The sequence below is a fragment of the Paraburkholderia sp. BCC1884 genome (assembly GCF_900996225.1).
GTDB lineage: Bacteria > Pseudomonadota > Gammaproteobacteria > Burkholderiales > Burkholderiaceae > Paraburkholderia.
The window spans coordinates 59,995-81,341 of sequence record NZ_CAAJGL010000112.1 but is presented as its reverse complement, the minus strand read 5'-3'; the positions used below and the strand labels follow the sequence as shown (position 1 = coordinate 81,341).

The following is a 21,347-nucleotide window of genomic DNA, read 5'->3' as shown; positions in this document are numbered from 1 at the left end:
AATCCTCAATCAGTTGAAAATCGTGTCACGCCTGGCGAGCAACTGCCGGTATGCCTCGACGTGACGGCGTGCGCTCGCTGCCCAGCTGAATCGCGTCAGCAAAGCGGGCACTGCGTGCTTGAAATCGATCGTGTTTCCGCTCAGCGCGCGCAATAAAGCAGCGGCAACCGAGGCGACGTCGGCGGGGTCCGCCCAACAGCAGGTGGCGTCGTCGAGATACTCCGTGAATGGCGCGATGGCGGACGCCACCACCGGTGCGCCGCTGGCGAGCGCCTCCAGCACGACGAGGCCGAACCCTTCGCGCAAGGACACCATCGACAGGACATGCGCGCTGCGAAACAGCGCGGGCATCGCCGCATCGTCGAGCGGGCCGGTTATCACCACGCTTTCATGCGGACCGATCGACAGGTTCAGATCGGCCGCCCGTTGCAGGAACCGGCGCGTATAAGCATCGTGGTCGAGCAGGCTCGCACCACCAGCGAGCACCAGTTGCGCCTGCGGCAATACGCGATGCACGTCGGAAAACGCATCGAGCAAGGTCAAAGTGTTCTTGCGCGCTTCAATGCCGCCTACCGCGAGTACGATCGGGCCGCGACCGATGCCTAAGCGCTCGCGCAGGTTTGCGTCGTCCGCACGCGCCAAAGACGAAAAGCGCGTAACGTCCACGCCGTTCGGCACCGTGCTCGCACGAATGCCATAAGCCCTTTGCATTTCGCGCGTCCACGTCTCGCTAACGCACAGCACCTGATCCGCCTCCTCATACGCTCGACGTTGCCACGCTGCCAGACGTGGGTCGTCGAAATGGTCGAGGTGATGCACCGTGCGTACGAAGCCGCGGATCTGTCCTTCTGCCTTCATCTCAGCAAGCGCGTTGCCGCTAATACTGTCCTGTGCATGCAGCACATCGAACGCCGCGGCGTCGTGTTCAGCCAGCGCGTGTTTGAAGGCATCGATGCGAGCCTCGACCATCGCGACGGTATTCGCTTGAGACAGGACGATCGGCGCGTAGACGACCCGGCAAGGCGGCAGGCGGAATAGCGTTTCGCCGGGCGCAGCGGGCACGATGACAGTCACCTCATGCCCGCGCGTCGATAACGCGGCGGCGAGTTCCAGCGTATGCACGACGCCGCCACGCGGATTGACCGAATGCGCGAGTAGCGCGATTCGCAGCGCGCTCATTGCACACCGCCTCGCGCGACAATGAATGGCTCACGTTCGAAGTCCCACAAAACCTCCGCTTCCTGCTGGCTTTGCACGACCACCTTGCGAGACGCATCCACCGAACCGATCACGGCGCAGGCCAGCGAGCGCTGGTCGAATTGCGCCTGCACGGCTTCCACCTGTTCGGGCCGCACGGAAAGCAGATAACCGAAACTCGGGAAGGCGGTCACCCAACGCGCCAGCGGCACATCCGCAGGCTTCGGAATACGTGCGAGATCGATGCGCGCGCCCACCTGGGAGCACTCCAGCAACATCAGCGCGGTGCCGAGCGTGCCCGCCATGCTGATGTCCTTCGCCGCGTCGCATAGGCCGCTTTCCGCGAGTTGCGGCAATAGCTCCAGATCGCCGCGCAGACGCACCGACGGCGCATCGACTGAGGCGTTCCAGAACGGGTACGGTTCTTCGAAACGGCCGCGCAGATCGACCGCCATCATCAGCTTGTCGCCTGCTCTCGCATTGAAGCTCGACAGCAAGGCCTTGGCACGACCGACGATCGACACCGCCAGTTGCGCGGCGTCGCTGCGCGTGTTCGTATGACCGCCGACGATCGGCACGCCATACGCCACCGACGCCGCCGCCATCCCCGCCAACACCTGGTCGGCCGCATCGATGCCGGGACTCCACAGCGCATCCACGACCGCCAGTGGTCGCCCGCCCATGGCGTAGATATCGCTGATGTTGGCCATCACGCTGCTGTAACCCGCGAACCACGGCATCGCGCTGACGAAATCGCTGACCATCCCTTCGATTGCAAACAGCAAATAGCCGTCGCCATCCGCGAGCGCAGCGCAATCGTCGCCCAGCGCGACCGCTTGCGCGAGATCGCGCGTGCCGCCGGGCAAACGCCGCGCGAGCGCGCCGACCACGTCGACGATATCGGTCTTGTGCCGGAAGCCACGGCTCTCGCGCAAGCCGGCGACGAGATCGGCCAGGCTCATGCCGCGCTCCGTTCTGACCCGCGGCGTCTCGGCGCTTCACCCTGCGCGCGTGCCTGGGTAACGAAACCGCCGCGCGGCGTAGCACACGGCGCATAGCAATCCAGTTGCGCCTGCATCAAATGATGCGGGCGACCCAGCAAGGTTTCCTCCGCGAGCACATCCCAATGCATCGCGCGAAAAAGCGGCACATTCTGGCTTTGCACGTGTGCGAGGAAGGTTTCGCAACCGAGCGCATGCGCGCTGCTCACCGCGAGACGAATCAGGGTCGCACCGATCTTGCCGTAGCGGCGGAACGCGGCATGCACGGCCAAACGTGAACCGAACCATACGTTGTCGTGATCGCGATGGATTCGCACCGTGCCCACCACCTGCTCCGCCATCCCGGCGACGCAACTCACCGCCACCAGTTGCTGGGCGTGCCGATCGATCTCATCGCGATCGTCACCGACGAAAATGCCCTGCTCGATGCAGAACACCGCGCGCCGCAATTTGAAGGCTTCCTCGGCCTCCCAATCCAGCGTCGTCCACTTGATGCGGAATTCGCTCGGTACATAAGGCGCGAAAGCCACCTCGCCTTCCAGCGCCTCGCCTGCAATCGCTTCACCGAACATGATCACACCTCGTACGAAGACAGCGACGAACACGCGCCGCATTTGCCGCAGCCCGCCTTGATATCGCTCGACCGCATCGCAGCGGCGCTGAGCATGCCGCCGAGCGGTTGCAGCACCGACTTCATGAACTCAGGCGTAGGCGCGGGATGATCTTCGAGCGGTGTGCCACTGATCGGCACGAACGGCACCACGAATGGATAAACGCCGAGTTCGATCAATTCACGCGACATCGCGAGGATCGCTTCGGCGCTGTCACCGAGGCCCGCGAGTATGTATGTGCTGACCTGGCCTCGTCCGAACACGGCCACTGCCGCTTTGAAGGCTGCCATGTAACGGGCAAGCGGCACGCTCGCCTTGCCCGGCATGATGCGTTCGCGCAATGCCGGCGTCACCACTTCGAGATGCATGCCGAGCGTGTCGATGCCGCTCGCTTTCATGCGCGCGAACCAGCGATCGTCGTCGGGCGGCTCGCACTGCGCCTGGATCGGCAGATCGACGGCGGCCTTGATCGCGAAGGCGCTCTCGCACAAAATCTGCGCGCCGCGATCGGGCGTGGGCGGTGTACCGGTCGTCAGCACCATATGCTTGACGCCGTCGAGCAGCACCGCCGCGCGCGCCACCTCCGCCAGTTGCTCGGGCGTCTTGCGCGCGATCGTGCGCCCCGCCGCGAGCGATTGACCGATCGCGCAGAACTTGCAACTCTTGCGGCGACTCTCGTAACGAATGCAGGTTTGCAGCACCGTGGTCGCAAGCACATCCGCGCTGTGCAGTGCGGCGATGTGCGAATACGGCACGCCATCGAGCGTCTGCATGCCGTAAAAACGCGGCGCGCGCGGAAAGCTGATGTTGGCGATGGGAATCGTGCCGCGCAACAGCGCGCTCGAGCCGCTTGCATCCGGCGTCTGCGCGACGAAGGGCGAGTGCCACGCGCTACTGGTATGCACCGGCACCATGATGGTCACGCCATCCACCGTGACCGCCTTATGGTCCGACGGTCCCGCGCCACCTCGCCGGCTCGCCGCGCCCGCATCCGGCGAAACGAGCCGCAAGCCGGCCGACTGCAATTCAGTCATCAATTGCCGGCTCTCTGCCGACAGCGTCTCGCTGGCGTTCATCGCACCCTCCTTCGGTTGAGTTGTATTCGTCGAACGGACCGGTGGACCACGCCGGCATCGGCGCCACGGTTTCCGCGGGGCGCCGGTTGATCGCGAGGCTCAGCAGTTCGGGCCGCGCGTAATGACCGACAGAATCCATCATGCGTTTGCGCTTGGTGATCAGCGCCATGTCGAGATCGGCGATCACCATGCCTTCGCCTTCGCGCAGCGGCGGCGCCAGATGCTGGCCTTCCGGCGAAATGATCGCGGTGTTACAGCCGCCGCGCAGCGCCCTCTGCAGATTCGTATCCGAGGTGACCGAGGCAATCTGCGCCTCGCTCAGCCAACCGGTTGCATTGACCACGAAGCAACCCGCTTCCAGCGCGTGATGACGGATCGTCACCTCGATCTGCTCGGCGAAAATCGGCCCCACCAGCGAGCCTGGAAACTGGCTGCAGTGAATCTCTTCGTGCTGCGTCATCAATGCATAACGGGCGAGCGGGTTGTAGTGCTCCCAGCACGCGAGCGCGCCGACACGTCCCACCGCCGTATTCGCGACCTTCAGACCGGCGGCGTCGCCTTGCCCCCAGATCATCCGTTCGTGAAAAGTCGGCGTGATCTTGCGGCGTTTGAGCAGTAATTGGCCGTCCACGTCGAAGATCAGTTGCGTGTTGTAGAGGCTGCCGTGATCGCGCTCGTTGACGCCGAGCACGACCACCATCCGGTGCAAACGCGCCTGCTCGGCCACCGCCTGCGTGACGGGACCGGGCACGATGACCGCTTCCTCGTACAGCTTCATGTGATCGGCGCCGGAAGCGACCGGCGGACGCACAAACGAAAAATACGGGTAATACGGCACGAAGGTCTCAGGAAATACGATCAGTTGCACGCCTTCGCGCGCCGCCTTCGCGATCGCCTCGCAGACCTTTTCGAGCGTGCCGCCGCTTCGTTCGAAGTCCGGTGCGATCTGGACTGCCGCGGCGCGCACGATGCGTTTGTCGGACATAGTGGTCACCCGTCTCGCGTCAAACCGTCCACGTGTGGATGATCAGCGCATTGTCCTTGCGATGCAGCAGCTGGATATCGAGCACGTCGAGCGGGCTGATCGGGCGAATGCCTTCGATCAGCGAGGCTTCGCCGTGTCCATAGAGCGCCTGCAGTGCGAAGCGGCAGGCGTAGACCTTGCCGCCCTCTTCCATGAACTTCATCAGTTGCTTGTTGAAGTTCAGGTGGCCGGGAAATGCTTCATCGCCGAGCGTGGGAAAGCCGCGTTGCAGACCGAGCGTGACACCGGGCCCATAGAGAAGCACCGACGTCTCGAAGCCCTTGCGTTGCAACCGCGTGGCCTGCAGCAGATTGACGAAGCCGATCGATCCTTCGAACGCGACCGTATGAAACGTGACGAGTGCCTTCTCGCCGGGTTCGGCCTTGACGTCTTCGAAGACTTTCTCTTCATAGTCCACCAGGTAATCGCCTTTCTGATGCAGCGGTTTGTTGACGGCTGGCATGACACTCTCCGATCAGGTTTGCTAAGTAAAAGTGAGCGCACGGTGATCCTGTGCGTGCTTCTCTCAATGCAACGCCCGTGCCATTGATCGGCCACGAGAATGCGATCAATCCGCAATCAATTCCGCCTCGATTCGAAGTGCGACACAAAAAATTTTTAGGTCCGAAGCTTGCGTGGAACCGCAGCGTCCCGCGCCATCGCTTCGGGCGCCGCGATATCGCACCAGCCGGGTGCGATTCGACGGCGTGGCCGTGTCGGCGTGGTGCAGTCATTCACCACAGTCGATCAATCCGATCATTGATCGCATGAAAATCCGATCAGCGTGTTTCACCTCGCACGGAAGCCGAACTCAATGAACAGCCCGACGCATCACTGGATCAAACGTCTCGCCGATATCCGCAAGCCGGCCTATCTCGCGATTCCCGATCTGATCGAAGAGGACCTCGCCACGGGCCGCCTGCGTCCGCGCGACCGCTTGCCCGGACTGCGCGATCTCGCCGAAGAACTCGCACTGAACTACACGACCGTGGCGCGCGCCTATGCGGAGGCCCGCAAGCGGGGCTTGCTCGATTCGCGCGCCGGCAGCGGCACCTTCGTGCGCGGGCGCACGGCCACGCTGCCGCTTGCGGGCGGCAGCAGCATCGAGATGTCGATGAACACGCCGCCCGAGCCGCCGGATTTCGCGATCCGTTTGCGCGAATCCGCGGCGCGTCAGATGGCCGACAGCGATCCGTACCAGTTGTTGCGCTATCAGGACTTCGGCGGCTCGGCCGCCGACAGGGATGCCGGCGCGCAGTGGCTGAAACGCCGCGTGCCGCAGGCGGATGCGCAGAACGTGCTGGTCTGCCCCGGCATCCATAGCGCGCTCGTGGCCCTCGTCTCGCAACTGGCTCGGCCGGGCGGCACGATCTGCCTCGACACGCTCGCCTATCCGGGCATCAAGGCGATCGCCGCGCAACTCGGCGTGCGTCTGCAAGCGCTGCCGCGCGACGATGAAGGTCCACTCGCGCACGCCTTCGAAGCGCTCTGCAAGACCGACAAGCCGAGCGCGTTCTACTGCAACCCCACCTTGCAGAATCCCAGCACATTGACGCTCACCCACAAACGCCGCGAAGCGCTTGCCGATGTCGCGTTGCGCTACAGCGTGCCGATCATCGAAGACGACGCCTACGCGATGCTGCCGCAAAGCGCGCCGGATGCGCTCGCCAGTTTCGCGCCCGAATTGACCTACTACGTGACCGGCATGTCGAAGAGCTTCGGCGCCGGCTTGCGTGTCGCGCATCTGCATGCGCCGACCCCGAAGCAGACGCAGCGCCTCGCCGGTGCGTTACGCGCGACCACCGTGATGGCGAGTCCGTTTACCGTGACCCTCGCGACCCAATGGATCGTCGACGGCACTGCGCACGACATGCTCAACGCGATTCGCAGCGAATCGCGTGCGCGCCAGGCGATCGCCTCGCGCATGCTCGAAGCATGGCGTTACGACGCGCAGCCGGATGGCTTTCATTTGTGGTTGCCCGTGCCGGTGGCGAGCGGTTGGAGCGCCTCCGAACTAGCCTTGCAATTGCGCAATCAGGGCATCGCCGCCGTCGCGGGCGCCGCCTTCTCGACGGACGGCAACCCGCCTAACGCCATGCGCCTGTGCCTCGGCGGTTCGAAGACACGCGACGAATGCGGCGAGGCATTGCGCGTGGTCGCCGAGACACTCGAGCATCCTCATCATCTGCATTCGCCGGTGATGTGAGCGTCGCCGGCAACACCGCGCTATCGTCAGATGAATACAGCGCGTGACAGCGCCCGAATGCCGGGCTCTCGCAGGCTGCTCCGGCACCCTGTGAAAACGCCGCAGCATGCAGAAAAATTGTGTAGCATCGCGCCGCGCCGCCACGAGCGGCTTTGCCGGGAATTGTTAGAAACTGAAATCAAAACCTGCTCAAGTCCTCGCTGCGCAAGCCGTATACGCGGATGAGGCGCCCGCCTCACCGACCATGGCTCACCGCTTATTCCGAAAGACTCCCGACATGTCCTCCTCCATTCGCGCGTGCATCGTCGTGCCGTGCGTCGCCATCGTTGCGATCCCGATCGCTTCGAGCGCAGCCACGCAGATCAAACTGAATTAACGCAAGTCCGAGGAAAATCGCAGTGACGTTCTATAGAAATCTGAAGATCGCCGTCAAATTGGCGCTGCTTGGCGCTGTCCTGCTCGCGGCCACGATGATCGTGGGCCTGGAAGGCTGGCATGCGTTGTCGAACACGCACGCGTTGCAGATCCAATCGGCGCAGACGCTCAACCAGTATGCGCAGGCCGCCGACACGGCACGCGTCGCGCAGGTCGAATTCAAGAAGCAGGTGCAGGAATGGAAGGACCTGTTGCTGCGTGGCGCAGACCCGGCCGCGTTCGCCAGATACCGTGACGCGTTCAGCAACGAAAGCGGCACGACGCACGCCGCCTTGCAGCGGTTGAAGGAACAGTTGAGCGCATTGGGCGCCAACGTGGATGGCGTCGACAAGGCGCTCGACACACATGCGTCGTTGCAGGAGAGCTATCTCTCGGCACTCAAGCAATACAATGCCGCCGATCCGAATACGGCGCACGTGGTCGACGGTCTCGTCAAAGGCATCGACCGCGCGCCGACTGCCGCGATCGACGACATCGTCGCGTCGGTGATGCAGCAGGCGCAGGATTCCAGCGTGCGTACGAGTACGGCCTCGGAGCAGGCCTATACGGTGGCGTCCGTCCTGCTGCTGTCAGTGGCGCTCGGCTCGCTCGGCGTAGGCGGCTTCGCGGTCTGGTTCCTCAGCCGCAGCATCACCCTGCCGGTGCGGCAGGCGGTGGGTGTCGCGCAAGCGGTCGCAGCCGGCGATCTGCGCGCCGACGTAGCGGTGTCGAGTCGCGATGAAACGGGCCAGTTGCTCGTCGCGCTCAACGACATGAACCAGCGCCTGCGGCAGATCGTCGGCGAAATTCGCGAAGGCGCGACCACCATTTCGTCGGCGACGCAGCAAATCGCCGCGGGCAACCTGGACCTGTCCGCGCGCACCGAACAGCAGGCCGCCTCGCTCGAAGAAACCGCCGCGTCGATGCAGCACTTCACCGATTCGGTTCAGCGCAACGCCACTAACGCGCGCGAAGCGACCGCGCTTGCGCAAACGGCTGCCCAGGCCGCGCGCGATGGCGGTGCCGTCATGACCGACGCGGTGCGCACGATGGGGCAGATCGACGCGGCGTCCAAGCGCATCGTCGACATCATCGCGGTGGTCGAGGCAATCGCGGCGCAGACCAATATTCTCGCGCTCAACGCCGCGGTGGAAGCGGCGCGCGCCGGCACGCAAGGGCGCGGCTTCGCGGTAGTGGCGAGCGAGGTGCGCAGCCTCGCCCAACGCTCGGCCGATGCAGCCCACGAAATCAAGGCACTGATTCGCGAGACGGTCGCCACGATCGACGCCGGCACGCAACTCATCAATCACGCGAGCAATACGATGGACGGTGTGGTGCAAAGCGCGGGCAGCGTGACACGCATCGTCGAGGCGATTGCGACGGCGAGCGTCGAGCAGGCCGCGGGCATCGCGGAAGTCAACGACGCGGTCACGCAGATGGACCAGGTGACGCAAAGCAACGCGGCGCTCGTCGAACAGGCGGCCGCCGCTGCCGACGCGGTGCAGAACAAGGCATCGGGGCTGGTGCAAAGCGTGAAGTTCTTCAGAGTGGCGGCGACGGCCTGAAGCATCGGGCGCCGGGCGCCCAGCGCCGGTGCCGGTGCCGGTGCCGGTGCCGGTGCCGGTGCCGGTGCCGGTGCCTGTGCCTGTGCCTGTGCCTGTGCCTGTGCCTGTGCCTGTGCCTGTGCCTGTGCCTGTGCCTGTGCCTGTGCCTCTAGCGACTTACGATTCGAAGTCGAGCCCGCCGATCAATGCCACGGGCTCGGCCTGCGTGTGCGAGAGAAAGTCCAGTTCGCGCGCATGATTCCACGCGGTGAGTTTGCGTGGCAGCGCCGCCAGATAGCCGGCGAAGCGCGCCTCCCCGAGCGGACCCATGAGCCGCTCGATCTCGTCGCTGTCCCAGGTCAGATACAGATTCAACGCGTGCGGATAGTGGCCCAGCTCTTCGAGCGGGGCGGCGTGAATACGCACACGCGTGGGATGCCCGTGACCGCCGTAAGGCAGCACTTCGGTATGCACGGTGGTGGCGAAGCACGCGGCGATAGCCTCGGCGATGCGCGGCGCAAACTCCGCATCGAAACGGGCGGCACTCTCTGGACGCATCAAGGTCTCCGATGGACTTCGCATTGAGCGAAACATCGTAGCATGCGCGAATGCCCACATCTGTTGTCTATCCGCCTCGTTTTAACTTCGGCGCAACCAGACTGCGACGCGCCACGCGTCAAACGGTCTTCAGAATCCGCGGGCGTGCTTCGTTGAGCGCAGCGGCCATCTCCGGAGCCGCACTGGAGACGGCATTGGGCACCGTCACGCCCTTCTCCGTGCGCATCGATAGATAGCGCAAACAGCACACCCTCAGAAACGAGGCGAAGTTGGTCGGCATCTCGCCACGCAACGCGATCAGTTCATCGTAGAGCTTCACGGCGAACTGGCTGGTCGTCATGCTTTCACGCGCGGCGATTTCGTGCAGCACGTCCCAGAACAGATTTTCCAACCGGACCGTGGTGATCACGCCGTGAATCCGCAAGGAGCGGGTGCGCGATTCATACAGAATCGGATCCGCGTTGATGTAAACCCCACACATGGCATTCACTCCCTGATTTCAGGCAAATTGCCGCACCGCGCGAGGCGCGCTCACGCCAAGCCGGCTTCACCGACATAGGCCAACATACGCCGGCATGCGCGGCTCGACAATCGCCTCGAACCCGCATACCGGCCCCCACTTTTCGCGCTGCCTCACACCGTCCGTTTGTTCATCTGCGCCGCGATGTGATCGGCCTGGCGGATTGCCAGCGTCACGATCGTCATGGTCGGGTTTTCCGCCGCGCCGGTGGTGAACTGGCTGCCGTCGGAGATGAACAGGTTCGACACTTCGTGCGTCTGACCAAAGCTGTTGCATACGCCGTCTTCGGCACGCGCGCTCATGCGCGCCGTCCCCAGGTTATGCGTGGACGGATACGGCGGCACGCGATAAACCGTCTTCGCGCCCGCTGCCTCGTACACCGCCGTGCCCTGTTTGAAGGCGTGTTCACGCATCGCTTCGTCGTTCGGATGATCGTCGAAATGTACATTGGCAACCGGCTGGCCGTACTGGTCTTTCACGTCGCTGTTCAAGGTCACGCGATTGCTCTCGCGCGGCATATCCTCGCCGACGATCCACATGCCCGCGGTGTACGCATACTGATCCATCGCCTGACTGAAGGTTGGACCCCATGCGCCCGGGTTGAGAAAGGCCGCGTAGAACGGCAAGCCGAGCGATACGGTTTCCAGGTGGTAGCCGCCCGCAAAACCGCGCTGCGGATTGAACACCGCTTCGTCTTCGATGATGCCGGCCATCGTGGTGCCCTTGAACATCTCCACCTTGTCGTTGAACACCGCGTACACCGAGCCCGTTGTATGGCGCATGTAATTGCGGCCCACCTGGCCCGAGCCGTTCGCCAGCCCTTGCGGGAATTTGCTCGAATGCGAATTCAGCAACAGACGCGGCGTTTCGATCGAATTGCCCGCCACCGCCACGATGCGCGCTTTCTGCCGCTGTAATTTGCCGTTGCTGTCGTAGTAGATCACCTGGCTCGCCTTGCCGCGCGCGTCGGTTTCGATCTGCACGACATGCGCCTGCGTGCGCAATTCCATATGACCGGTGGCCTGAGCGCGCGGCAATTCCGTATAGAGCGTCGACCACTTCGCCCCGGTGCGGCAGCCCTGGAAGCAAAAGCCGCGCTGGAAGCAATGCGCGCGATCGTCGCGCACCACGCTATTGATCGCCATGTGCCCGGTATTGCATTCCTTGTAGCCCACTTTCATCGCACCGGCCGACATCACCTTGAAGTTGTTGTTGCCCGGCAAACCCGGCAGACCGTTGGTGCGCGTCACGCCCATTTTCTGTTGCGCGCGATCGTAATACGGATCGAGTTCCGCGCGCGTGAGCGGCCAGTCGAGCAGATTGGCGTCCTTGATATCGCCGTACGTGGTCTTCGCCTTGAACTCGTGCGGCTGGATGCGCAGGCTCGCGCCGGCCCAGTGCGTGGTCGTGCCGCCCGTGGTCTTGCAGATCCACGCGGGCAGAGTCGGAAAGTCTTTGGCGATGCGCCACGTGCCCGATGTCGTGCGTTTATCGAGCCATGAGAGCATCTGGAAAGCGCCCCATTCGTCGGTGGTGAAATCGCCTTGCGTGTGCGTCTTGCCCGCTTCCAGCACCACCACGTTGATGCCCTTCTGCGCCAGTTCGTTGGCGAGCGTGCCGCCGCCCGCGCCCGACCCGATGATCACGACGACCTTGTCGTCATTGTGCGAAAACCGCACCTTGTTGCTGTCCTGATCCATGTCCTGCCTCCGCTAGTCGGGCTGCTTAGCTATCCGTGGGAATCGGGCCGCTGGCACCCGCCGGCGGATTGGGCAGCCACGAGAGGCTGTTGAAACCCTTGTACAGGTACCCGCCGTCGCCCTCCGACGCGCCGTAGCCGAAATGCGCGTACGCCATGGTGTTGGCGTACAGCGAGACCACGGCGGTGCTGCGTATCGTGTTGAAGAACGGCGTGCCCGCGAGCGCCGCGACGTCTTGCGCCTGCGCCGCCGCGGACCGTTTGAGCCAGTCGGAACCGGCTTGCGCGTCGAGCTGTTTGACGCCGTCGGCGAGTTGCTGACGCACTGCCGGATCGGCTTTCGCTTTCGTATCGAGGTCTTTCACCACCAGCGCGTAGACCGCGTTGTCGAGCGTCGCGTGCGGATAGAGCTGACGCGTGAAGGCGAGAATCACTTCGCCCTGGTGCGTGTCCAGCCCTTGCAGTTCGAGAGCCCAGGCGCGGCTCGGGGCGAGCGTGGACAGCACCGAAGAGAACGCCAGCGTGCCCATCAGTACGCCCGTGCCGCGCAATAGCTCGCGCCGCGTCAGGGGTATTCGCATCGCTGCGGCGGCCGCCTGCGCCGCGCGATGCCCGTCGCCGTGTTCGTGAGAATGCTCGTGCTCGTGATGATGCGCATGACGTGGGGAATGACGTGCGTCTTCCGACGCGACGATCGGGATGACCGTTGTCTTCATGTCTGTCTCCTTGTGGGGCAATGCAACGACGCGCGGCGGCCGCCTTAACTGCTTTTTTGCTATTGATAGTGGCCGTAGCGTTCCAACACTTCGATCTTGTAGCCGTCCGGGTCCTGAATGAAAAAGTAACGCGCGAGCAAGGCACCGTCGTTGTGATGGAATTCACGCAGATCGTTCGGGCTCATGCCGAGATCGATCAGCCGCCGGCGTTCGCTTGTCGCATCGTCCACGCAGAAAGCGACGTGACCGTAACCGTCGCCATGCGAGTACGGTTCGGCGCGGCCTTTGTTCCAGGTCAGTTCGATTTCGGCGTCGGCCTCTTCATTGCGCAGATAGACGAGCGTGAAGTCGGGGAAGTCGAGCCGGTGCGACACATCGAAATTGAAAGCCTTTTGATAGAACTGCAGCGATGCCGGCAGATCGTGCACGCGGATCATCGTGTGGATGAGTTTGGCCATCGGTGTCCCCTTCTGTTTGAGCCAGTTTAGGAGCGCGCTTGGGCGAGTGGTAATGCACGGCTAAATCGCGCCAGGGACTTGCCCTAAGTTGCATGCGCATCGATTGCGTGCGCGTTGACGGCGATGGGTTGGCAACAGCGCATCTGCGACTCGAGCGGCGCTGCACGAGATGGCTGCCCAGGTTGCAATGCAACACGACAAGTCCAACTGTGCCGACTGGACCGAATGGACCGAATGGCATTAGGCAAAACCCCGTGAGGGCGCGGCGCACAGGCACGTTCATTGAAGCCTATTCGTTTTTACCGCGAGGCCGTGCGCGAGCGCCGTACTTTCCCTAACATTCGGCAGTAGCTCTCTTCTCTATTCATTCAGCCTATGCGGAGTGCAGTGCAATATGGAATTCGATACGAAGGTCGCGATCATCGTGCTGGACGATCTGGCCGTGTGGCAAAAACTCAATGTCACGGCGTTTCTGGCGACGGGCATCGCGGGCGCCGCGCCCGAAGCTTTAGGCGAACCCTACGAGGACGCTGCCGGCCGTCGTCATGCGCGCCTGCTCGGTCAACCGATGATGGTGTATCAGGCCGACAGCGCGGGTTTGCTGCGCGCGTTCCGTCAAGGCATCGAAAGGGAATTGACGCGTGCCGTCTACGTGCGCGCGATGTTTTCGACTGGCCACGATCAGGCCAATCGCGAGGTGTTTCGCGCCGAACCCGCAGACACGCCCGATCTCGTCGGGCTCGCGGTGCGCGGGCCCAGGAAGGCGGTCGACAAGGCGATCAAGGGTTTGTCGCTGCACGCCTGAGCAAACCGGCCGGGTGACGCAGCGGCGCAGCAGCGCAGCGGTATGGCGCGCCCGGCGGCTTTACAACTCCGGGCTCGGTCCGCGTTCGAGATAGGTGGTCAACGCGATATAGCTGCGTGTACCGGTAAAGCCCTCGATGGCATGAATACGCGCCAGCAGTTGCTCGAGCGTTTGCGTGTCGCGCGTGCGCACTTTGAGCAGCATCGCGCTCTCGCCGGTCACGGTATGAATCTCCTCGACATCCGAGAGTTCTTTGAGCGCCAGCAGTTGCCGCGTGACCGCCCAACTCGTCGTATCGACATGCACGAATGCCAGCAACGGGCGATTCAGTCGCGCGGCGTCGAGCGAGGCAACCGTCGCCTTGATCACGCCGTCTTTCTTCAGGCGTCGCGCGCGTTCGTGAACCGCCGGCGCGGATAGAAACAGCAGCTTGCCGAGTTCCGCGTACGTGCGGGTGGCGTCTTCGGCCAGCAGGGCCAACAGTTTGCGGTCTGTGTCGTCGAGTACGGCGACGGCGGCCGGTTGCGCGCCAGCCGTTTTGAGCGACTTGCCGGCTCGGCTCGAAGGAGAACGGGGGCTGGTACTCATCGCGCCTCAGCTTTTCCTTGCGGCAGCGGAATCCGCATCCTGCCCGAGCCCTTCGCGCAAGGCTTTGCGGATCACCTTGCCGGTCGCCGTCAACGGCAGGCTCTCGACAAAGCGAATCTCGCGCGGATATTCATGCGCGGCAAGACGCGTTTTGACATGCTGCTGAATCTCGCGCACCAGCGCCTCGTCGCCGACGAACCCGGCATTCAGCACGATGAACGCCATGACGATCTCCGTGCGCTCGCGATCCGGCGCGCCGATCACGGCGGCCATCGACACCGCCGGATGACGCAGCAGGGAGTCTTCGATCGAAGCGGGTCCGATCCGGTAGCCCGCGCTCGTGATTACATCGTCGCCACGGCCGACGAAACGGATGAAGCCCTGCGCGTCGCACGTGCCGAGGTCGCCGGTGACGAGAAACTTGCCGCGAAATTTTTCGCGCGTGGCGGCCTCGTTACCCCAGTAGCCCAGGAACATCACCGGGTCCGGCGCGGCCACCGCGATATCGCCGATCGCGCCAGGCGGCAGTTCGTTGCCGTCAAAATCCACGATCGCCACATGATGACCCGGCACCGCGCGGCCAATCGCGCCAAAGCTCGGCTCGAACAGCGCCGCACACGACGACACCACCACGTTGCACTCGGTTTGCCCATAGAACTCGTTGATGGTGACGCCCAGCGCCTTGCGTCCCCAGCCGATCAATTCTTCGCCGAGCGATTCGCCGCCGCTCGCCACCGAACGCAGCGCGAGATGCCAGCGCTCGGGGCGCTCGACGCCGCGCATCATCTTCAACGCGGTGGGCGGCAGGAAGGTGTGCGAGACCGCATGGCGCGCCATCAGATCGAAAGCGGCCTGGCCGTCGAATTTGGCAAAGCGACGCGCCAGCACGGCGACACCGTGATGCCACGACGGCAGCAGCACGTCGAACAGGCCGCCGATCCACGCCCAGTCGGCGGGTGTCCACATCAGTGTGGCGTGCGCGGGGAAACCTTCCTGCGACATCTCGACGCCGGGCAAATGACCCGGCAGTACGCGATGTCCATGCAAGGCGCCCTTCGGTTTGCCCGTGGTGCCCGACGTGTAGATGATGACCGCCGGATCGTCGGCGCTGGTATCGGCCGGCGTGAAGTCGGCGGAGGCCTCGTTCAGCGCGGGCCAGAACGCGTGCACCGGCGCTTGCGGGTTCACGTCGTCCTGCTCGATATCGACGTTGAAGACGTGGCGCAGCGCCGGCAACCCGGCGCGGATTTCCCCGATTTTCCGCACTCCCGCCGCGTCGGTGATCAGCGCCACCGCGCCGCTATCGCCGAGCCGGTGTTCGATCGCATCGACGCCGAACAGCGCGAACAGCGGCACGGCCACCATCCCCGCCTTGTAGGCGGCGAGGTGCGCGATGGCCGTTTCGATCGACTGCGACAGGAAGATGCCGATCCGGTCGCCGCGTTGTGCGCCCGACGCCAGCAGCGCGTTGGCGAAGCGGTCGGACAGTGCCTTCAGCTGATCGAACGTGTAGCGGGTGGCCTGGCCTTCGGCGTCTTCGTAGATCAGCGCGAGGCGCCCCGAGCCGTCGGCCCACTTGTCGCAGACATCCACGCCGATGTTGTAGCGCGCCGGAATGTCCCAGCTGAAATTGGCCGCGAGCGATGCGTAAGTCTGGCCGTCGAGATTCATCGTGTCTGCTCCTGCAAGCCCATCGGCGGTTGGTAACGCGGGAAACCGTTGTATTCGATCGTACGCTGCGCTTCGGGCAGCGGCCACGAATGACGCGCGTTCGGCACGCCGCCGTCGACACGGATCACCGTACCGTTGATGAAAGCGGACGCTTCGGACAACAGGAACACCGCGGCGCTGGCCAGCTCGGACTCGGTGCCGAAGCGTTGCAGCGGGACCTTGTGCTTCAGCGTGCGAAGCAAGGCTTGATATTCGTCGTTGTAACTGTCCATGCCGGCCGAGGCAATCCAGCCCGGCGCAACGGCGTTCACTCTGACACCGGCGTGGCCCCATTCGCAGGCCGCCGTTTCCGTGAAGTTCCAGACACCGGCTCGCGCCGCGCCGGAGTGGCCCATGCCCGGCATGCCGCCCCAGATGTCGGCGAGCATGTTGACGATCGCGCCGCCGTGATGCTGCATCCACTGCGTGAAGCACTCGCGCGACATCAGGAACGTGCCATGCAGGTTGTTGCGGACCACGGCGTCCCAGCCGTTCAGCGAAATGTTTTCGAGCTTCGCCGGGAATTGCCCACCGGCGCAATTGAACAGGCCGTCGATCCGGCCCAGTTCGCCGATGACCGCTGCAATCGTCTCGCGCACCTGCTGCTCGTTGCGGATGTCGCACGAATAGTGTTTATGGCCGCTGGCCGCGCCTGAATGATCTTCGGCGAGTTCGGCCTGCACGGTTGTGAGTTTGTCTTCACTGCGCCCGATCAGCGCCACGGTTGCGCCCAACGATGCGAGTTCATGGGCCGTGCAGCGACCGAGCCCACTGCCCGCCCCCGTGACGATGACGACCTTGCCGGCGAAGAGGCCTTCGCGGAAAACCGAGCGATAGCCGCTCAATGGGGGCGACGTATTCGGCGAAGCTGCGGGCATGCGATTGTCTCCTTCATGAACTACGTTTTCATTTTATTGAGTGTAGCTCAAGTTAAAACGTGGAGCAGCTAGACGCGGCATTTTTATTCTTCAATTCACGCCGCTATGATCGGCAATCGCTTTGAGCTAGACTCAAATAAATTCACCTCAGCCTCTTTATGCCGATGAACGTCTCCTCAGTCTCGCGTCGCGTGCCCGTGCAGGCGCGTTCCGAACAGCGCCTCAGGACGATTCTGGAAGCGGCGCGGCTGGTGTTCTCGGAGGTCGGCTACGCATCGGCCACCATGACCGAGATCGCGCGGCGCGTCGGCGTATCGGAGGCGACCATCTTCACGTACTTCGCCAGCAAGCGCGATCTGTGCGTGAGAGTACTCGGCAATTGGTACGATGAAATCATCGCGCAGGTAGAGGGCGAACTGCCCTTGATCGACGGCACGCGCAACAGGTTTGCGTATCTGGTGCGCACGCACCTGTTCCGGCTTACCGTCGACGGCACCGGTTTGTGCGCGCTGATTCTGTCCGAAGGACGCGAGAAGGACGACAAGTTCGGCGACGTCGTCGTCGAGCTTCAACGCCGCTATACGGCGCCGATGATGAGCGTGCTCGCGCAAGGCGTCGCGAGCGGCGACGTGCGCGACGACATGCCGCTCGGCCTGCTGCGCTCGGCCGTCTATGGACCGATGGAACACGTGTTGTGGGATGCGGTGCGCAAAGAGAAAGCCGTCGACATCGAGGCGACCGCCGTGTCGCTCAGCAACCTGCTGTGGCAAGGGCTCGTCCCGCCCGATGCGCAACAGGCGGCGTTGCAGCAGTTGCGCAACGATATCGTCGGCGCTGTGAAGCGCTTCGAGGCGACGGCCGCGTCATGAAGAAACGGTGCGGCTTGACAGCCTAGCCGGCTCGCTTGTTACGCTGCGCCCGAGTGGCCCGCCAGCGCAGTCCCAGACTGACCAGCGCGGCACAAGCGGCGGTCCCCGCATAGCCGGCAAAACGAATCGCATCTTCGCCGGGCAAGCGGGCGGTCAACAGGACAGCGACGGCAACTGCAAGCACGGCAAGTAGTCCGACGATCCATTTCATTTTCAGGTCTCCGCGATCACGCTGCCACAGCATAACCGCGCCCAAAGCATGCTGTCGACGCCTCGCATCGTTCGCTCATGAAGGCGCGCCCCGGCCGCTGCCCTGCGCCTGCTCCAGGATGAAATCGATAAACGTCGACGCCGCGCGCGTGTGATGCCGGTTCGGCATGTAAAGCATGTACATGTGCGTGCCGAAGATGCTCAGGCGCCATTCGTCGAGCGCGCTCACCACGTCGCCTCGTTTCAGATCGTCTTGCACCACGTAATCCGGCACGAGTCCGACGCCTAGCCCGGCCAGCACCGCCTGGCGCAGGAACAGAAAGTTCTCGGAGATGATGGCCGGCTCAAGCAGCACCTCATGGCGCTCGTCGCGCAGGTACGCGGCCACGCGCAGCTGTCTGCCGACTACCGCCGCCGTGATTAACGGGGCGGTGCGCAGATCGTCGAGTTTCGCAGGCATGCCGTGCTGTTGCGCAAAAGCCGGCGACGCGCACGCCACGTAACTGACCGGCCCCATGTCGCGCGCCACGAGATTCTGCGGCGGCTCGGACATCACCCGCACGGCGATGTCCACTTCGTCGCGCATCAGGTCTTCCACGCGGTTCTCGAACATCACGTCGAGCACGATGCCGGGGTAGAGGCGCTTGAAGGCGATCAGCCAGTCCGACATCACCAGTTGGCCATAGCCGCTCGGCACGCTGAGCCGCACGCGCCCCTGCAAGCTCTGCCCAAGCGTTGCAACCGACTCGCGCGCCGCCAGCAGCGCGTTCTGGATGGTGCGGCCGTGCTCGTAGAGTTGCAGGCCGATTTCAGTCGGCTCGACCCGGCGCGTGGTGCGCCTCACCAGTTGCAGGCCGATCGAGCGCTCCAGCTGATTGAGGTGATAACTCACGTTGGCGCGGCTCATCTTCAGGCGCCGCGCCGCCTCGCTCAGGTTGCCCGCGTCGAGGATGTCGACCAGCAGGGTCAGGGAATTGACGTCCACGAGACCGCCTTTGTCAAAATAATTTTGACAGTCTGTCAACCGTCCATGTGATTGTCAATAAACCTTGACCGACCCACAATCAGACACTTCGCCGGAGCCGGCATGCCCCGCCCTGGCCATCCGACAACAAGTCAGGAGACGACTTCACATGACCCTCAACCCATCCGCCGACGTTGTCACGTGCGAATTGCGCGGCAAGGTGCTGCTCGTGACCCTCGACCACCCGCCGGTCAACGCCCTTTGCGCCGATGTACGGCGCGGCCTGCTCGCCGCCATCGAAGCGGCCCAGGCCGATCCGGACGTGCACGCCGTGCTGATCGTCGGTGCCGGGCGCAACTTCATTGCCGGCGCGGATATTCGTGAGTTCGGCAAACCGCCGGTGTCGCCCCTGCTGCCGGACGTGTGCAACCGCATCGAAGGCTGCACCAAGCCGGTGGTGGCCGCGATTCACGGCGCGGCACTAGGCGGCGGCCTCGAGGTGGCACTCGCGGCGCACTACCGGCTGGCCGTCGACGGCGCGAAACTCGGCTTGCCCGAGGTGCAGCTTGGCCTACTGCCGGGCGCGGGCGGTACACAACGCACGCCGCGTCTGATCGGCGCGCAGGCCGCGCTCGATCTGATCCTCAGCGGCCGCCATGCGAGCGCGAAGGAAGCGCTCGCGCTGGGTCTCGTCGACCGGCTCGGCAGCAGCGACGACATCCTTGCCGAAGGCCTCGCCTACGTGCACGAACTGCTGGCGAACCACGCGCCGGTGCGCCGCACGCGCGACGCCGCCGCACTGGCCGACCGCGCCGCGAATCTCGCCGCCGTCGCCGCGGCGCGTGCGGAAACCGCGAAGAAGTCGCGTGGCCTGTTCTCGCCGCTGAAGATCGTCGATGCGGTCGAAGCCGCCATCGAGCAGCCGTTCGACGAGGGCTTGCGCCTCGAACGCAAACTGTTCCTCGAATGCCTCGACAGCCCGCAACGTGCCGGCCTGATTCACGCATTCTTTGCCGAGCGTGAAGTGCTGAAAGCGCCCGAAACGCGCGAGGCCAAGCCACGCGCGCTGAACTCGATTGGCGTGATCGGCGGCGGCACGATGGGCGCGGGCATCGCGCTCGCCGTACTCGACGCCGGCTTGCCGGTGACCATGATCGAACGCGACGACGACTCGCTCGCGCGTGGACGCGCGCACATCGACAAGGTCTACGACGGCCTGATTGCCAAAGGCCGGATGAGCGCGGAGAAGAAAGCCGACATCATGACGCGCTGGAGCGGCAGCACCTCTTACGACGCATTGGCCGACGCCGATCTGGTGATCGAAGCCGTGTTCGAAGATATCGCCGTGAAACAGGCCGTATTCGCCGAACTCGATCGCGTCTGCAAAGCAGGCGCGGTGCTTGCCACCAATACCTCGTATCTCGACATCGACGCGATTGCGTCCAGCATTTCGCGTCCGGCCGACGTGATCGGCCTGCACTTCTTCTCGCCCGCCAACATCATGAAGCTGCTGGAGGTAGTGGTGCCGAAGCAGGTCAGCGCCGATGTGGTCGCAACCGCCTTCGACCTCGCCAGAAAGCTGCGCAAGACGCCGGTGCGCGCGGGCGTGTGCGACGGTTTCATCGGCAACCGCATACTCGCCGTGTATCGCGCCGCTGCGGACGCGATGATGGAAGACGGCGCCTCGCCCTATCAGATCGACGCAGCCGTGCGCGCGTTCGGCTTTCCGATGGGACCGTTCCAGGTGGTCGACCTCGCGGGCGGCGACATCGGCTGGGCGGCAAGGAAGCGCCGCGCGCCCACGCGCAACGCTGCAGCGCGCTACGTGCAGATCGCCGACCGTCTGTGCGAGCGCGGCTGGTTCGGCCAGAAGACCGGACGCGGCTTCTATCTCTACGCACAAGGCTCGCGCAGCGGCGCGCCCGATCCGGAAGTCGACAGCATCATCGACGCGGAGCGCGAGCGCGCCGGCATCGCGCCACGCACTTTTACCGACGAAGAAATCATGCGCCGCTACATGGCCGCGATGATCAACGAAGGCGCGAACGTCGTGCATGAACGCATCGCGCTGCGTCCGCTGGATGTGGACGTCACCTTCCTCTACGGCTACGGCTTTCCGCGCTATCGCGGCGGCCCGATGAAATACGCGGACACGGTCGGCCTGCCGGTGATTCTGGCCGACATCCGCGAGTTCGCCAAACAAGACCCGCTGTTCTGGCAAGCGTCGCCGCTTCTGATCGAACTGGTGGAACGCGGCGCGGATTTCGCGAGCCTGAATCAGTCGGCCTGAAACGGTCTA

General features: G+C 64.0%; 21 protein-coding genes. 5 read left to right on the top strand and 16 right to left on the bottom strand.

The features are described from left to right. Positions 1-9 precede the first annotated feature (9 nt). The 6 genes from FQ705_RS25970 to FQ705_RS25945 are packed head-to-tail and all read right to left on the bottom strand — an operon-like array spanning position 10 to position 5,372. Entirely contained in the window at positions 10-1,179 is a 1,170-nt protein-coding gene (locus FQ705_RS25970; RefSeq protein ID WP_144145919.1) for an MSMEG_0565 family glycosyltransferase, read from the bottom strand. Beyond that, positions 1,176-2,159 carry a sll0787 family AIR synthase-like protein gene (locus FQ705_RS25965; protein WP_144145917.1) on the bottom strand — a complete coding sequence of 328 codons (984 nt, stop codon included), beginning with the start codon at positions 2,157-2,159 and terminating at the stop codon, positions 1,176-1,178. Before FQ705_RS25965 ends, FQ705_RS25970 begins: the two co-directional genes overlap by 4 nt. Beyond that, positions 2,156-2,770 (bottom strand): MSMEG_0567/Sll0786 family nitrogen starvation N-acetyltransferase, encoded by a 615-nt coding sequence (locus tag FQ705_RS25960; protein ID WP_144145915.1) that lies wholly within the window; start codon positions 2,768-2,770, stop codon positions 2,156-2,158. Before FQ705_RS25960 ends, FQ705_RS25965 begins: the two co-directional genes overlap by 4 nt. 2 nt (positions 2,771-2,772) lie before the next feature. Next, on the bottom strand, positions 2,773-3,843 hold the full coding sequence (locus FQ705_RS25955; RefSeq protein ID WP_144146666.1) for an MSMEG_0568 family radical SAM protein: 1,071 nt from the start codon (positions 3,841-3,843) through the stop codon (positions 2,773-2,775). After that, positions 3,836-4,870 carry a Nit6803 family nitrilase gene (locus FQ705_RS25950; RefSeq protein WP_144145913.1) on the bottom strand — a complete coding sequence of 345 codons (1,035 nt, stop codon included), beginning with the start codon at positions 4,868-4,870 and terminating at the stop codon, positions 3,836-3,838. Before FQ705_RS25950 ends, FQ705_RS25955 begins: the two co-directional genes overlap by 8 nt. A 19-nt stretch (positions 4,871-4,889) precedes the next feature. Continuing rightward, on the bottom strand, positions 4,890-5,372 hold the full coding sequence (locus FQ705_RS25945) for an MSMEG_0572/Sll0783 family nitrogen starvation response protein (protein WP_054040483.1): 483 nt from the start codon (positions 5,370-5,372) through the stop codon (positions 4,890-4,892). Positions 5,373-5,723: 351 nt separating this feature from the next. On the opposite strand from FQ705_RS25945, the gene FQ705_RS25940 reads away from it, so the two are divergent. Together FQ705_RS25940 and FQ705_RS25935 are read left to right on the top strand one after the other, a co-directional pair. After that, positions 5,724-7,115: a PLP-dependent aminotransferase family protein gene (locus FQ705_RS25940; protein WP_144145911.1), complete on the top strand. Its 1,392-nt coding sequence runs from the start codon at positions 5,724-5,726 to the stop codon at positions 7,113-7,115. 398 nt (positions 7,116-7,513) lie between these two features. Beyond that, positions 7,514-9,094 (top strand): methyl-accepting chemotaxis protein, encoded by a 1,581-nt coding sequence (locus tag FQ705_RS25935; RefSeq protein ID WP_144145909.1) that lies wholly within the window; start codon positions 7,514-7,516, stop codon positions 9,092-9,094. 156 nt (positions 9,095-9,250) lie between these two features. On the opposite strand, the gene FQ705_RS25930 is transcribed toward FQ705_RS25935, so the two are convergent. The 5 genes from FQ705_RS25930 to FQ705_RS25910 all read right to left on the bottom strand — a co-directional run bounded on the left by FQ705_RS25930 (position 9,251) and on the right by FQ705_RS25910 (position 13,024). Next, on the bottom strand, positions 9,251-9,631 hold the full coding sequence (locus FQ705_RS25930; RefSeq protein WP_144145907.1) for a DUF5594 family protein: 381 nt from the start codon (positions 9,629-9,631) through the stop codon (positions 9,251-9,253). Positions 9,632-9,749: 118 nt separating this feature from the next. After that, positions 9,750-10,112: a ribbon-helix-helix domain-containing protein gene (locus FQ705_RS25925; protein ID WP_144145905.1), complete on the bottom strand. Its 363-nt coding sequence runs from the start codon at positions 10,110-10,112 to the stop codon at positions 9,750-9,752. Positions 10,113-10,264: 152 nt separating this feature from the next. Beyond that, complete coding sequence (locus FQ705_RS25920; protein ID WP_144145903.1) at positions 10,265-11,851, bottom strand: GMC family oxidoreductase; 1,587 nt, start codon at positions 11,849-11,851, stop codon at positions 10,265-10,267. Between the two features lie 25 nt (positions 11,852-11,876). Beyond that, the gene (locus FQ705_RS25915; RefSeq protein WP_144145901.1) at positions 11,877-12,566 is read right to left on the bottom strand and encodes a tat (twin-arginine translocation) pathway signal sequence; all 690 of its coding nucleotides are present in this window, start codon (positions 12,564-12,566) and stop codon (positions 11,877-11,879) included. A 59-nt stretch (positions 12,567-12,625) separates the two neighbouring features. Further along, positions 12,626-13,024, bottom strand: a complete 399-nt coding sequence (locus FQ705_RS25910) for a VOC family protein (protein WP_144145899.1) — start codon at positions 13,022-13,024, stop codon at positions 12,626-12,628. A 394-nt stretch (positions 13,025-13,418) separates the two neighbouring features. Here FQ705_RS25910 and FQ705_RS25905 point away from each other — a divergent pair, with 394 nt between their 5' ends. Beyond that, entirely contained in the window at positions 13,419-13,829 is a 411-nt protein-coding gene (locus FQ705_RS25905) for a DUF2000 domain-containing protein (RefSeq protein WP_144145897.1), read from the top strand. A 60-nt stretch (positions 13,830-13,889) separates the two neighbouring features. On the opposite strand, the gene FQ705_RS25900 is transcribed toward FQ705_RS25905, so the two are convergent. From FQ705_RS25900 to FQ705_RS25890, 3 genes are read right to left on the bottom strand one after another with little or no spacing between them, the layout of a single operon-like run. Further along, positions 13,890-14,417 carry an Lrp/AsnC family transcriptional regulator gene (locus FQ705_RS25900; protein ID WP_144145894.1) on the bottom strand — a complete coding sequence of 176 codons (528 nt, stop codon included), beginning with the start codon at positions 14,415-14,417 and terminating at the stop codon, positions 13,890-13,892. A 6-nt stretch (positions 14,418-14,423) separates the two neighbouring features. Further along, entirely contained in the window at positions 14,424-16,088 is a 1,665-nt protein-coding gene (locus FQ705_RS25895; protein ID WP_144145892.1) for an acyl-CoA synthetase, read from the bottom strand. Next, on the bottom strand, positions 16,085-17,005 hold the full coding sequence (locus FQ705_RS25890) for an SDR family oxidoreductase (RefSeq protein WP_144145890.1): 921 nt from the start codon (positions 17,003-17,005) through the stop codon (positions 16,085-16,087). Before FQ705_RS25890 ends, FQ705_RS25895 begins: the two co-directional genes overlap by 4 nt. 164 nt (positions 17,006-17,169) lie before the next feature. On the opposite strand from FQ705_RS25890, the gene FQ705_RS25885 reads away from it, so the two are divergent. Beyond that, on the top strand, positions 17,170-17,874 hold the full coding sequence (locus FQ705_RS25885; protein WP_144145888.1) for a TetR/AcrR family transcriptional regulator: 705 nt from the start codon (positions 17,170-17,172) through the stop codon (positions 17,872-17,874). Between the two features lie 22 nt (positions 17,875-17,896). Here the strand turns inward: FQ705_RS25885 and FQ705_RS25880 are convergent, their stop codons facing one another. Both FQ705_RS25880 and FQ705_RS25875 read right to left on the bottom strand, forming a co-directional pair. Further along, complete coding sequence (locus FQ705_RS25880) at positions 17,897-18,085, bottom strand: hypothetical protein (protein WP_144145886.1); 189 nt, start codon at positions 18,083-18,085, stop codon at positions 17,897-17,899. Between the two features lie 75 nt (positions 18,086-18,160). Continuing rightward, complete coding sequence (locus tag FQ705_RS25875; RefSeq protein WP_144145884.1) at positions 18,161-19,069, bottom strand: LysR family transcriptional regulator; 909 nt, start codon at positions 19,067-19,069, stop codon at positions 18,161-18,163. Between the two features lie 148 nt (positions 19,070-19,217). On the opposite strand from FQ705_RS25875, the gene FQ705_RS25870 reads away from it, so the two are divergent. Then, entirely contained in the window at positions 19,218-21,338 is a 2,121-nt protein-coding gene (locus FQ705_RS25870; protein ID WP_144145882.1) for a 3-hydroxyacyl-CoA dehydrogenase NAD-binding domain-containing protein, read from the top strand. Positions 21,339-21,347: the final 9 nt, after the last annotated feature.